Annotated in this window: 8 protein-coding genes; 2 read left to right on the forward strand and 6 right to left on the reverse strand. The window is 72.0% G+C overall.

From position 1 onward, the window contains the following. Window positions 1-409: 409 nt before the first annotated feature. Window positions 410-694 (reverse strand): hypothetical protein, encoded by a 285-nt coding sequence (locus TsocGM_RS03015; protein WP_158633346.1) that lies wholly within the window; start codon window positions 692-694, stop codon window positions 410-412. 420 nt (window positions 695-1114) lie between these two features. Between TsocGM_RS03015 and TsocGM_RS03020 the strand changes: the two genes are divergently transcribed. Continuing rightward, window positions 1115-1930, forward strand: coding sequence for a class I SAM-dependent methyltransferase (locus tag TsocGM_RS03020; RefSeq protein WP_126723841.1), 816 nt, complete (start codon window positions 1115-1117; stop codon window positions 1928-1930). Window positions 1931-2089: 159 nt separating this feature from the next. Here the strand turns inward: TsocGM_RS03020 and TsocGM_RS03025 are convergent, their stop codons facing one another. From TsocGM_RS03025 to TsocGM_RS26760, 5 genes are all read right to left on the reverse strand, one after another. Next, window positions 2090-4219: a cation:proton antiporter gene (locus tag TsocGM_RS03025; RefSeq protein WP_158633347.1), complete on the reverse strand. Its 2130-nt coding sequence runs from the start codon at window positions 4217-4219 to the stop codon at window positions 2090-2092. 318 nt (window positions 4220-4537) lie between these two features. After that, on the reverse strand, window positions 4538-5986 hold the full coding sequence (locus tag TsocGM_RS03030; protein ID WP_199756693.1) for a DUF1501 domain-containing protein: 1449 nt from the start codon (window positions 5984-5986) through the stop codon (window positions 4538-4540). 61 nt (window positions 5987-6047) lie between these two features. Beyond that, window positions 6048-8270 (reverse strand): PSD1 and planctomycete cytochrome C domain-containing protein, encoded by a 2223-nt coding sequence (locus TsocGM_RS03035; protein ID WP_126723843.1) that lies wholly within the window; start codon window positions 8268-8270, stop codon window positions 6048-6050. 223 nt (window positions 8271-8493) lie between these two features. Further along, window positions 8494-9522: a PP2C family protein-serine/threonine phosphatase gene (locus tag TsocGM_RS03040; RefSeq protein WP_233578216.1), complete on the reverse strand. Its 1029-nt coding sequence runs from the start codon at window positions 9520-9522 to the stop codon at window positions 8494-8496. Continuing rightward, window positions 9519-9782: a hypothetical protein gene (locus TsocGM_RS26760; RefSeq protein WP_233578217.1), complete on the reverse strand. Its 264-nt coding sequence runs from the start codon at window positions 9780-9782 to the stop codon at window positions 9519-9521. Before TsocGM_RS26760 ends, TsocGM_RS03040 begins: the two co-directional genes overlap by 4 nt. A gap of 135 nt (window positions 9783-9917) precedes the next feature. Between TsocGM_RS26760 and TsocGM_RS03045 the strand changes: the two genes are divergently transcribed. Then, a complete protein-coding gene (locus tag TsocGM_RS03045) occupies window positions 9918-12893 on the forward strand; it encodes an FG-GAP-like repeat-containing protein (protein WP_126723844.1) in 2976 nt (991 codons plus the stop codon). Window positions 12894-13105: the final 212 nt, after the last annotated feature.

The raw sequence follows: 13105 nt of genomic DNA on the forward strand, positions 1-13105 counted from the left end.
GGCGTGGTCTGGGACGGGCAGGCCGACCGACGCCGACGGCGAGGGGGAGGTGCCGGGGCCCCGAGCCCACCGAACCTGCACCGGCAGCTTGACAGTCCCCCTCTCATAGATGGGTTCGCTCCGCGCGAAGACGCGCCGTCGTTCGGGGCCGGACCGGCGTGGGATGTTGTGTGTGTGGGTGCGTGATTCAATTCTTCCGGGGCGGTGAGCAACTCGGGGCCGGGCGGGCTGCTGTCGAGATCATCGGGAGACGAGGACTCGGCAGTCATTGGGAACGGGGGGCGGCGGTCGCCTTTTCTCCGCATCGTCCGTCGCCGGGGGAGGCGAGGACCCAAAACCAACGGGCCGGGCTCCGGGGGGAGCTCGGCCCGAGGGGAGTGATCGGATTGGTGGGGGTGGGGCGATCGGATTAGTGGTCGGTCTCTTGCTCGATGACGTCGCCGGCCTCGGCGGCGACCTGGCCGGCCTGCTCGATGGTCTCGCCCTGCTCCTCTCGGATCTCGCCGGCCTCGTCGGCGGTGATCACGCCGTCTTCCTGGGCCTCGATGGCGGTCTGAGCGGTTTCGTCGCGCTCTTCCTGGAGCTCTTCCTGGGCGTTTTCTAGCTGCTGCTGCTCGGAGCAGCCGGCGGCGAACAGGGCGAGGCCGAAGAGGGCGGCGAGGGTGGTGAGCCACTTCATGGGATGCGTCTCCATTGAGTTCGGTGACTCGGATCGGGGAATCCGATGCTCCTCCGGATCGGGCGTGCAGGACGACCGACTCGGCGGGGCGAAAGCCCCAGGCAATTGAAGCAAGTCGCGTGCCAGGCGGCATCACCAGGGGGGCGGTACCGGTTCGGTGTTCGGACGTCGGGGCGAGGGGGGTGGTGCCATTGCGCTGGCCTCGAGGAGGACGGTTGAAACAGGGATGGAACGGCACGTTGTTCGAGCACAAGAGATGAGAGAACCGGGAATGAGGCGGTCGCGAGCGATCGGAGAACGGGGAGTGTTCGGGCCCTCGAGCTCGGAGAACAGCGGTTGTCCTTGACGGAATGGTCGGGGGGTGAACATGATCGGGCGACGGGCCCGCCGGCTGGGCGGGAGGGAGGCCGGGGCGGGGGCGGTCGGGAGGTGGTCATGGACGACGCCGGGGTGTTCGAGCGGCCGAGGGTGGTGGAGGAGGTGGCTGACTGCCACTTCTACCACGTGATGGACCTGCCCGGGATCGGCACCGTGGGGGGGGAGTGGGACCTCCGAGGCCGGGAATCGGCGTACCTGGGCGGCGAGCCGCTGGCGGGGCGCCGGGTGCTGGAGCTGGGCACGGCCAGCGGAGCGCTCTGCCGGTACATGGACGGCCAGGGGGCCGAGGTCGTCGGCTTCGACTTGGGCCCCGAGCAGCGCTGGGACATCGTGCCCTTCGCCCGGTTCGACCTGGAGGCGATGGCCGAGGGGAGCCGGGAGCACATCCGACGCCTGAACAACGCCTGGTGGCTGGTCCACCGCCGCTGCGGGCTGCGGGCGAAGCTGGTGCTGGGCAGCGTCCACCGCATCCCCGACGCCATCGGGCCGGTGGACGTGAGCACCGCCTGCGCCATCCTGCTGCACCTGCGCGACCCGTTCGGCGCCCTGGCCAACGCCGCGAGGCTGACCCGAGAGACGATGATCGTCACCGAGGTCCACCCCGAGCAGCCCGAGGGCTCGGGCCTGGGGACGACCGTGCCGGCCTCGGCCAGGTCGCCGCACCCGGGGGCGATCTACCTGATGCCCAACCCGGCCTGCGACGACACCGCCGGCGCCTTCGCCTGGTGGAGCCTGCCCCCCGAGGCGATCGGCCAGTTTCTCGGCGTGCTCGGGTTCGAGGACCAGACGCTCACCGATCACCTCCAGCTCTTCCAGGGCAAGCCGACCCGGCTGTACACGATCGTCGCCCGGCGGACGGTGCCCATGCGGTGATCGCTCCCGACCCGATTGGCTCCCGAGCCGAGACGGCTCGGGGCGATCGGGAAGCCGCAAGGAGCGTCAACCTTCCGGGAGGAGGATGGTCCCCTCTCCGGGGGGCGTCACGACCTCAAGCCTCCCCAGCCCCCATCAGGAGCGGAGGTCCCATCGGGATCAGTTGCCGGCCTCTTGGCCCCTGGCGCCCTCGTTCGAGGCCGCCTCGCGGCGCCAGGAGGGGGGGGCGAGGCCGATGATGGCGCGGGGAGTCCGGGCGTCGGCCAAAGAGGCGGCGGTGACGGGGACGACGTCGCCGTCATCCTCGACGAGCAGCAGGGGGACGGCCTCGGGGCCGTACCTGGCTCGGAAGGCGGCCAAGGGGTCGTGGGGGGGGACGTCCTCGGTGTCGGGGTCGCCCTCCCGATCGGCGGCGCGCTGCTGGTCGGCCTCCGCTTCGGTGCCCGAGGAGGGGGGGGTGGGCGAGGCGATTGAGGAGGCCTTGGCATCGGCAACCGAAGCGGCGACGGGTTGAGCGCTGGGATCGGCCTGGGCGTCGGTGTCGGAGTCCGGGGCGAGGCAGAGGCGTTCGACGGTGGCGCCGGCGTAGAGCAGGGATTCGAGGTGCTTGTAGGTCATGCCGGGGCCGAAGAGGACTCGGCCGTGAAGTTCGAGGGCGACGGAGCGGCCGGCCTCGGGGGAGCCGGCGGCGTCGAGCTGGGTGGAGAGGGAGGAGGAGACGTCGGGCTCGGGGCCGGTGTCCGGGTTGCTGGGGGAGCGGGCGGAGCCGTGGGGCTCGGGGGTGAGCTGGTAGACGCGGTCCCGGCCGAAGAGGCCGGCGAAGTGGAGGGCGGCGAGGCTGTTGACCTCCTCATTCGGGGTCAGGGCGAGCAGGCGGCCGATGCGGCCGGGGTCGATCCGCTCGTGGAGGAACGGGGAGAGGATGCTGCCGTGCAGGGTGGGGATGCCGTCGTGGTCGGCTGAGTCGAGGCGGTCGGTGCGGGTGTCGACCAGCAGGACGGGGATCTGCTCCTCCCGGAGGGCCCGGGCGATGGCCAGTCCGATCGGGTTGGCCCCGGCGATCAGGTAGCCGAGCCGGCCGCCGGTCAGCCCGAGGCGGCGGGCGACCGGGCCGGAGGCCAGGCCGTAGACGATCACCGTGCCGATGATGGCCGTGAAGGCGGCCGGCACGAGCAGGTCGGCCCCGGCCATCTCCTCCTCTCGGAGCCGCAGCGCGAAGACCGAGGCGACGGCGGCGGCGACGATCCCTCGGGGGGCCATGCTCATCAGGAACAGCCGCTCGGGCCAGCCCAGGCCCGAGCCGATCGTCGAGGCCAGCACGGCCATCGGGCGCGCCAGCAGGATCAATGCCAGGGTGAACAGCACGCTGCCCGGCCCGGCCGCGGCGATCTGCTCGGGAGACAGCCGGGCGGCCAGAACCACGAACAGGACGGAGACGAGCAGGACCGTCAGGCTCTCCTTGAACTCGGCGATGTGCCGAATCGACACCGAGCGCTGGTTGGCCAGGATCAGCCCCATGACGGTGACGGTGAGCAGCCCCGACTCCTCCCGGAGCAGGTTCGACGCGACGAAGGAGGCGACCACGACCATCAGGGCGACGGGATTGTGCAAGTAATCAGGCACCCAGAACCGGCCGAGGACCCAGATCAGCCCCCTCGCCCCGGCCAGGCCGATCGCCGAGCCGATGACGGCGGTGGACAGCGCCCCCCAGGCCAGGACCGAGAGCCCCACCCCCGGGCCCCCCGCCGAACTGATCACCTCGAAAACGAGCACGGCGAGCACGGCGCCGATCGGGTCGATGACGATCCCTTCCCACATCAGGATCGGCCCGATGCCTCCCGAAGGCCGAACGTGGCGCAGCAGCGGGCCGATCACGGTCGGACCGGTGACCACGAGCATGGCGCCCAGCAGGATGGCGAGCGGCCAGGAGAGGCCGAGCAGCAGCCGAGCCGAAACCGCTCCGATGGCCCAGGTGAGGGCGGCGCCGATGGTGACCAGCGAGCCAATGACCCGGCCCGAGGCGCGGAGGTCGGCCAGGCGGAGGCTGAGGCCCCCCTCGAAGAGGATGACGGCGACCGACAGCGAGATGACCGGGCCGAGCGTCTCGCCGAGCAAGGCGTTGGGGTCGATCAGCCGGCCGATCCCGAGCCGCTCGGCCCCTGGGCCGGCGTCCAGGCCGGCCAGCAGGAGGAGCAGGATCGCCGGCAGGTTCAGCCGCCAGGCGAGCCACTGGGCTCCGATGCCCAGCACGATCACCGCCCCGAGCTGCACCAGGGCCTCGTTGTGCATCCGCGCCTCCGCGATCATCGCCTGCGTGCCGGTCGGCTGGTCCGCCCCGGGCGGCCGTCGTCGGGGAGCCAGGGGGCGGGGACGACTCGCGATCGGTGTGCCAGCCCGGCGCGAGGAGGAGGATCTTACTCGGGCCCGAGGGAGAACGGAAGGCGAGGGGGGCTCGCGAGGGGACGCGAGGGAAGGATAGACCGACGGGGGGCCTCGCCCGGCCGAGACGAACCGGGAGCAACGACCGGGAGGAACCGGCCCCAGTCCCCCTCCTCGGCGAGTCGGCCCGGGGGGGGGAGCGGGGGCCCAGCCTCCCCGGCCTTCTTCTCAGGCGATGATGTCTCGGACGACCGTGCCGTGCACGTCGGTTAGGCGGAAGTCTCGGCCGGAGTAGCGGTAGGTGAGGCGTTCGTGGTCGATGCCGAGGAGGTGGAGGATGGTGGCGTGGAGGTCGTGGACGTGGACTCGGCCGTCGACGGCGATCATGCCGAAGTCGTCGGTGGCGCCGTGGGTGTAGCCTCCCTTGACGCCGCCGCCGGCGAGGACCATGGAGAAGCCGGTGGCGTGGTGGTCTCGGCCGGGGTCCCCCTTCTTGGCGGGCTCGGAGTACGGGGTGCGGCCGAACTCGCCTCCCCAGATGACCAGGGTGTCTTCGAGGAGGCCGCGGGCCTTCAGGTCGCCGAGCAGGGCGGCGGTGGCGCGGTCGGCGTCGGCGCAGAGGCGGCGGTGGCCGGCGTCGTTGGCCGAGTGGGTGTCCCAGGGCTGCTTTTTGCGGCCGTCGACGTAGTAGACCTGGACGATGCGGACGTCGCGCTCGACCAGGCGGCGGGCGAGCAGGCAGCTCTGGCCGAAGGTGGTGCGGCCGTAGGCGTCGCGGAGGGAATCGGGCTCGTGCTTCAGGTCGAAGGCCTCGCCGGCCTCGGTCTGCATCTGGAAGGCCAGTTCGAGGGAGGAGATCTGGGCGTCGAGCGCGGCCTCGTGGGGGCGGTCGGAGCGGTGCAGGTCGTTGATCCGCTGGATGAGGTCAAGCTGCCGGCGCTGCTGGGAGCGGTCGAGCCGGGGGTGCTTGAGGTGGGCGATCATGGCGTGCACGTCGAGGTCGCTGGTGTTGACCGACATGCCTTGATGTTCACCCGGCAGGAAGGCGCTCGACCAGAGCTGAGGCCCGACCACCGGCAGGCCGGGGCAGAGGACGACGAAGGGGGGCAGGTTGGCGTTCTCGGAGCCGAGGCCGTAGGAGAGCCAGGAGCCGAGGCTGGGGCGGATCGGCTGCTGGTTGCCGGAGTGCATCATCAGCAATCCGGGCTCGTGGTTGGGCGTGTCGGTGTGCATGCCGCGGAGGACGCAGAGGTCGTCCGCGAAGTGGGAGAGGTGGGGGAACAGCTCGCTCATGACCAGGCCGCTCTCGCCGTGGGGGCGGAAGCGGAAGGGGGAGGGCATGAAGGTGCCCCCCTTCTTGGAGCGGAGCGTCTTGAACTCGGTTTCCGAAGGCTCCTGGCCGGCGTACTTGGCCAGGGCGGGCTTGGGGTCGAAGGTGTCGACGTGCGAAGGCGCGCCGTTCATGAACAGGAAGATGACGCGCTTCGCCTTCGCCGGGTGGTGCAGGCCGTCGAGCCCGCTCACTCGGCCGAGGGGGGCGGCCGAGGCGGCGGGGGAGAGCAGGCCGGCGGCCTCGCAGGCGCCGGCCAGGCCGAGCATGCCGAAGCCGGCGCCGGCGCGGCGGAGCATCTGGCGGCGGCTGATCGGCGACGGGGCGTCGGGGCGGTCGGGGCTCATGGCGGGGCTCCTCGGTTCGACTCGACGGCGGGGAGGAGGGGGGGGCAATCAGAACAAGTGATTAGTCGATCATCAAGAATTCGTTCGAGGCGATGAGTGCCTGGGCGTAGGCGGCCCAGCGGGACGGGTCGGGGGAGGGGCCGAGGTAGTCGAGGGCGATCGCCTCCTCGGTGGCCGCGGGGGGGCGGGCGAAGAGGAGGCGGTAGGCCAGCGCGATGCGGGCGGCCGGGTCGTCGCCGGCCTCTTGGGAAAGGCGCTCGGCGAGCCGCTCGGCGTGTCGGGTGACGAAGGGGCTGTTCAGGACGAAGAGCTTCTGGAGCGGCGTGGTGGTGCGGGATCGGCCGTCGCTGTGGGCGTTGGGGTCGGGGAAGTCGAACCGGGCGAGCATGGGGTGCAGCTCCAGGCGGCTGACCTCGCTGTAGACGGTGCGGCGGCCGGCGTCGGGGTCGCTGGGGTTGATGGAGGGGCCGCCGACGGCCGGCTCCAGCGCGCCGGAGGCGGTGAGGATGGCGTCCCGCCACGACTCGACCGGCAGGCGCTTGCGGTTCATGCGGCCGAGCAGGAGGTTCTCGGGATCGGCGGCGCGGTGGGCGTCGGTGATGTCGCAGGACTGGCGGTAGGTGTTCGAGGTGACCAGCTCTCGGACGAGCCACTTGAGGGACCAGCCCCCCTCGGAGACGAATCGGGAGGCCAGGTCGTCGAGCAGCTCGGGGTGGGTCGGCGGGGCGCCCAGCGCGCCGAAGTTGCTGGGAGTGGCGACGATCCCCCGGCCGAAGAGCTGGGCCCAGACTCGGTTGATGAAGACTCGGGCCGTGAGCGGGTTGGAGGGGTCAACAATCGCCTCGGCCAGCTCGAGCCGGCCGCTGGAGGAGGAGCCTCCCAGGGGGGCGGGGGCGTCGGCCTCTTCGGAGAGGACCGAGAGGAAGTGCCGGGGGACGAGGGGGCCCTTCTGCTCGACGTTGCCTCGGATGAGGACGTTCAGGTCCCGGGGCTCGTCGTCCTTGATGATGTGCAGGGCGTCCTCGGGCTTCTTGGCCTCGCCGTCCTCGCTGGTTTCCGCCTCGTCGGAGAGCGGCAGGTTGTACATGACGGTGGAGGCGAAGACGCCGGCGAGGGCGTAGTAGTCGGCGGTGGGGATGGGGTCGTACTTGTGGTCGTGGCAGCGGGCGCAGGCGACGGTCAGGCCGAGCAGTCCCCGGGAGACGACGTCGACGCGGTCCTCCCACTCGTCGGCCATCACCTCGGGAGCGCCGCGGCGATAGTACTTCGGTCCCAGCCCGATGAAGCCGAGGGCGGCCAGACCCTGCTCGTCGTCGGGGTCGATCAGGTCGGCGGCGAGCTGCTTGCGGACGAAGGCGTCGTAGGGGAGGTCGTCGTTGAGGGCGGCGATCACCCAGTCGCGATACGTGTAGGCGTTGGGATAGCAGAGCGAGGTGTCGTTGCCGACGATGTGGGCCTGGTCCTCGGCGAACCGCATCAGGTCGAGCCAGGGGCGGGCCCAGCGCTCGCCGAAGTGGGGGGAGGCCAGCAGGCGGTCGACGTACCGCTCGACCGCCTCGGGGTCGTCGTCGATGACGAACGCGTCGACCTCGGCCGGGTCGGGGGGCAGGCCGGTCAGGTCGAAGGCGAGCCGGCGGGCCAGGGAGCGGCGGTCGGCCTCGGGGTTGGGGGAGAGCCCGGCCTCGTCGAGCCGGGAGAGGATGAAGGCGTCGATCGGAGAGCGGACCCAGGAGGGGTCGGAAACCTCGGGAGGCTCCTGGCGGGAGGGGGTGGTGTAGGCCCAGGAGGAGCGGGCGGCCTGCCCGTCGATGCCCGGATCGGGGAGGGGGGAGGCGTCGGCGGAGGGCTCGGCGGGCTCATCCCCGCGAGGGTCGGGAGCGCCGAGGGCGACCCAGCGCTCGAAGGCGGCGATCGTCTCGGGGGGGAGCTTGCCGTTGGGGGGCATCTGGACGAAGGAGTCGTAGCGGATCGCCTCGATGAGCAGGCTCAGCTCCGGGTCGCCGGGCTCGATGGCCGGCCCGCCGTCTCCCCCTTCGAGCAGGGCGGCTCGCGTGTCAAGCGCCAGGCCCCCCTTGGCCTCCCCCTGCTCGGCCGAGTGGCACGAGTAGCAGCGGTCGATCAGCACGGGGCGGATCTTCGACTCGAACAGGGCGATCCCCTCGGCGGAGGCGTCGTCCTCGGCGGCGGTCGCGGTCGCGGTCGCGGTCGAGGCCATCGCCAGCGCGGCGGTCAGGGCCAGCGCCCACCGGGACGGTCGGCGGGCCTCGGTGGGGTCGATCCTCATCGGGCGGGCCTCCCCTCGGTCGTCGGTCGTCGTGCGTCGGTCGTCGAACGGACTGGCCTGCCGGGCCGGTCGGGGAGGCTCGGCGGGCCGACGATGACCGTTCGAGTTTATCGGATGTTCAACAGCGCGTCGAGAGGCGCACCCGGGGCGATCGGGGCGCCTGCCGGGACCGGGGCGCGTGCGCCGGACCCCCGGAGCGAGGGGGGGATCGGGACGGGGGGGATCAGTTCACCTTGGCGACGAGCAGGGTGCGGTCGTCCTCGGCGGGGTGGCCGGCGGTGAAGCGGTCCAGAGCGCGGAGGACGGCCGCGATCAGCTCGTCGGCGTCCTGGCGGCAGGTGGAGAGGGAGCGGTCCAGACGCTCCAGGCCGAACGGGCGGCCGTCGGGGTCGGTGGCGTCGGTGATGCCGTCGGTGTAGAGGACAAGCTGGTCGCCGGGCACCAGCGTGAGTTCCCCTTGCTCGTAGGAGATGCCGGGGAAGACCCCCAGCGGCAGGCCGCCAACGGCCTCCAGGCCGCCCACCGTGCCGTCGGCGCAGCGCTTCAGCCGGGGGGGGTTGTGACCGGCGTTGGCGTAGATCAGGGTGCGACGGCTCGGGTCGAAGATGGCGTAAAAGGCGGTGACGAACGAGCCGCCGTCGGCGGTGTAGAGCGCCGCCAGGCGGTCGTTGACGTGCTCCAGCAGCTTCGCGGGAGGCTCGGGATCGCCGGGGTGGCCGTGGGCGATGGCATGGGTGATGGCCATCATCACGGCGGCGGGGGTGCCGTGGCCGCTGACGTCGGCGATGAGCAGGCCCCACTTGCCGTTGGGAAGCTCGAAGAAGTCATAATAATCGCCGCCGGCCCACTGGGAGGTCTGGTAGTGGGCGGCGACGCTGAGACGGGGGATGGCGGGGAGGATCTTGGGCAGAAGCGAGCGCTGGATCTCGGCGACGCGGCGCAGCTCGCGGTCGACGACGGTGTAGGCGCGTTCCAGTTCCTGGCGGAGCACGAGGTTGGCGGTGGCTCGGCCGAAGAGGTTGCTCATCCAGACGCGCTCGGGCAGCGTCTCGACGTCGAAGGCGTCGGGCTCGGCGTTCAGGGCGACGACGAGGTTCAGCGCCTGGCCTTGGTCGTAGTTGGGCAGGGCCATGAGCGACCGCATCCCCTCCAGGTAGGGGGCGGCCGGGTCGTCGGGGTCGACGCGGAGGTCGTTGAGAATCCTCGGCTCGTCGGCGTAGATGAGGTCGGCCAGCAGCCCGCCCTCGATCACGGGGAGGCGTTGGGGCTGCGTCCAGGGGTTGATCGGCTGGAGAACCGGGTGATGCGGACTCGGGGGAACTCCAGTCCTCGACGGCTGAGCGAGAGGCGGCGGTCGGTGTGCAGCAGGTTGCCGAGCCACTGGCCGTAGGAGCGGACCATCGCCTCCGGGTCGCTCTGCAGGCTCATCTCGCGCATCATGGAGACGACCACCTCGAGTCGACGGGGCCAGTCTCCGGCGTTGGTGTCGAACAGGGCTTGGGTGCGCAGCATGAGCGGGCCAGGCCTCCCGAGGATCGAGCCCCGGCCGGAACCGTAGCCGGGCGGCTCGCCGCTATTGTAGGGGGGCGGCGGTCCAGGTCGAGGGGCCGGGGCCGACCGGGAGCCAGCGGGACGGAGCACGAGATCATGCGAGGACAGCGGTGGCGTTTGGGGATCGCGGTCGTCGCGGCGGTCGCGATCCCCCTCGGGGCGGGGATCGCCCTGGTGGCGGTCGGCCCGGCCCGGCTGGTCGACCGGATCGGGGCGGGGCGTCCCGCGTCTTCGTCTGCCGGCGGGCCGTCCTGGGAGCAGATCGTCGCCGCCACCCGGGCCGGGCAGTGGCCCCGGGTCGAGCGGATGTTGCGCGAGTGGCTCGACCGCCGGGAGGACGACGGCCGGGCCCGGCTGATGCTCGCCCAGTTGCTGGCCTCCAGCGCCCGGGAGGCCGAGGCGGCCCGGGTGCTGGCCGCCGTGCCCGAGGACGACCCGGCTTACGTCGAGGCGCGCTCGCAGCTCGGCGAACTGGCCCTTCGCCTGGGAGACGCCCCCCGAGCGGAGGTCGCCTTCCGCCAGGCCGCCGCCGCCGACCCGAAGGCCGTCACCCCCCGGGGCCGCCTGATCTACCTGCTCAGCCTCCAGCTCCGCACCGGAGAGGCCCTCGACCTGCTCCGGCAGATCCACGAGGCCACCGGGGACCCCCGGGTCCTGGTTGATCTGGTGCTGGAGGAGGCCAAGGCCGAGGTTGACGTCCGGGGCATCCCCCCCGAGATCGACCGGTTCCTGGCCAGATCTCCCTCCGATCCGTTCCTTCGCCGCGCCGCCGGCCTGGCCAGGCACTGGCGGGGAGAGCCGTCGGAGGCCTTGCCGCACCTGGAGGCCGCCGCCGCCGCCCTGGCCGACGACCCCCTGGGCCGCCTCGCGCTGGCCGAGTGCCGCGCCCTGCTCGGTCTGCCGGTCGAGATCCCCGAGATCCTCGGCCCCGTCCCCGACGCCCCGGCCGACGCCTCCCGGTGGTGGACCGCCCGGGGCCAGCTCGAGCGGGACGCCGGACGGCTCAACGACGCGATCGCCAGCTACCGACGAGCCGTGGGGCTCAACCCTGAGTCTGCCGAGGCCCGCCACCGCCTCTCCCAGGCCCTCAGGGCCGCCGGCCAGGAGGCCGAGGCCGCCGAGCAGGCCGAGCAGGCCGATCGGCTCCGGACCCGGTGGGTCAACCTCCGCCGGACCTTCACCGACCTCAGGAGTTCCGGCTACGTCGCCGACGCCTCCCTGTTCGCCCGGCTGGGGGACCAGTGCCGGGACGCCTCCCTGATCGCCGAGGCCCGCTCCTGGTACGAGCACGCCCTGGCCCTCGACCCCGGCCTCGCCGCCGCCCGATCGGGGATGGCCTCGCTGGACGGTCGAGACGACCCGTTCCCCGTCGCCCGATCCCGCCCCCGCCTCGTGTCCTCGACCCCAACGGCAACGGCAACGGCAACGGCAACGGCCAGCCCCCCGGACGCCGCCGGGGAGCCGATCGGGGCCGTCCGCTTCGAGGACGTCGCCTCCTCCTCCGGCCTCTGCTTCTCCTACGACCACGGCCCGGCAGACGCCCTTTACCTCGCCGACACGATGGGAGGAGGCGTCGGCCTGATCGACTTCGACGGCGACGGCTTGCTGGACGTCTACTTCGTCAACGGCTGCCCGATGCCCTCCGATCGGGCCGCCCCCCCCCGCCCGAACCGGCTCTTCCGCAACCTCGGCTCCTGGCGGTTCGAGGACGTGACCGAGGCCGCTGGCGTCGCCGGCCTGGGCTACGGCATGGGTTGCGCCGTCGGCGATTACGACGGCGACGGCGACGACGACCTGTTCGTCACCGGCCTGAACCGGACCATCCTGTACCGGAACGAGGGGGACGGCCGCTTCACCGACGTGACCGAGGCCGCCGGCGTTTTTTCCGACCGCTGGACCACCGCCGCCGGCTTCGGCGACCTGGACGGGGACGGGGATCTTGACCTGTTCGTCGTCTCCTACGTCGAGGACGACTCGAACGAGCCCCGGCCCTGCCGGGATCACGCCGGCCAGCCGATCCACTGCTCCCCCGCCCAGTACCCCGCGCAGCAGGATCTCCTTTTCCGGAACGAGGGGGACGGCACCTTCACCGACGTCTCGGCCGAGGCCGGGATCGAGGCGCCTCAGGGCCGGGGGCTCGGCCTGGCGATCGCGGATCTTGACGAAGACGGCCGGCTCGATCTGTACGTCGCCAACGACGCCAGCCCCGACTTCTTCTTCCGGAACCTCGGCGGCCTCCGGTTCCGGGAGGAGGGGGCGGTCGCCGGCCTGGCGCTCGACGGCTCGGGCCACGCGACCGCGAGCATGGGGGTCGTGGCCGACGACCTCGACGGCGACGGCCGGATCGACCTGTTCCACACCAACTTCCTGAACGAGGCGAACACGCTGCACCGGAACCTCGGCGGCGGGCAGTTCGCCGACGCGACCCTCTCGGCCGGGCTGGCCGGCCCGAGCCTGGCGGTCACCGGCTTCGGCGCCTCGGCGATCGACGCCGACACCGACGGGGTGCTCGACCTGTTCGTGGCCAACGGCCACGTCGACGACCAGCCGTGGGTCAACAGCCCGATGGCCCAACGCCCGCAGTTCTTCCTTGGCCGAGGGGGGGGCCGGTTCGCCCTGCTGGACGCCGAGACCTTCCCTTATCTGGCCGAGCCCGTCGTCGGCCGAGGCGTGGCCAGCGGGGATCTGGACAACGACGGCCGGGTCGATCTGGTGGTCGTTCACCGGGGGGCCCCGGCCGCGGTGTTGCGAAATGTCACCGAGGGGGGGCGCCGGTTCGGGGTCCGGCTGGTCGGCACCGACTCCGGTCCCCTGCCCGTGGGGGCCCGGGTGACGGTCGAGGCCGGCGGCCGCCGCCAGGCCCGGTGGATGACCGCCGGCACCAGCTACCTCGCCTCCGGCGACCCCCGGCTCTGGTTCGGGCTGGGAGCGGCCGAGGCGGTCGACCGACTGACCATTGGCTGGCCCTCCGGCCTGGAGCAAGCATTCGACTCGCTGCCGGCGGATCACCTGGTCGTCCTGGTCGAAGGCCAGTCTCCCCAATGCACTCGGCTGCTCGATCCGACCCGTTGAGCCCTCACCCGAGGGCTCCGGCCCCCCCCGAGCCGCTGGCCCAATCCCCCGAAGTCCGAGAACTTTCATCGAGCGGTGACTTGAACCGGGCAGACGTCCATGATATCTAGAGGGCGGATCATCGGAATGGCGATGTTGAACTGATTGGTCGATCCCGCGGGATGCGATCAGCAACGTGCCAATCTCTGCGGTGGGAGTCCGAGGCCTGCACC

Source organism: Tautonia sociabilis, assembly GCF_003977685.1.
In the GTDB taxonomy this organism is placed as follows: Bacteria; Planctomycetota; Planctomycetia; order Isosphaerales; family Isosphaeraceae; genus Tautonia; species Tautonia sociabilis.

What these genes read in the sequence shown, in the direction of transcription:
- TsocGM_RS03015 (WP_158633346.1), bottom strand. Translation starts at nt 694, where the DNA reads ATGGAGACGCATCCCATGAAGTGGCTCACCACCCTCGCCGCCCTCTTC.
- TsocGM_RS03020 (WP_126723841.1), top strand. Translation starts at nt 1,115, where the DNA reads ATGGACGACGCCGGGGTGTTCGAGCGGCCGAGGGTGGTGGAGGAGGTG.
- TsocGM_RS03025 (WP_158633347.1), bottom strand. Translation starts at nt 4,219, where the DNA reads ATGCACAACGAGGCCCTGGTGCAGCTCGGGGCGGTGATCGTGCTGGGC.
- TsocGM_RS03030 (WP_199756693.1), bottom strand. Translation starts at nt 5,986, where the DNA reads ATGAGCCCCGACCGCCCCGACGCCCCGTCGCCGATCAGCCGCCGCCAG.
- TsocGM_RS03035 (WP_126723843.1), bottom strand. Translation starts at nt 8,270, where the DNA reads ATGAGGATCGACCCCACCGAGGCCCGCCGACCGTCCCGGTGGGCGCTG.
- TsocGM_RS26760 (WP_233578217.1), bottom strand. Translation starts at nt 9,782, where the DNA reads ATGCTGCGCACCCAAGCCCTGTTCGACACCAACGCCGGAGACTGGCCC.
- TsocGM_RS03045 (WP_126723844.1), top strand. Translation starts at nt 9,918, where the DNA reads ATGCGAGGACAGCGGTGGCGTTTGGGGATCGCGGTCGTCGCGGCGGTC.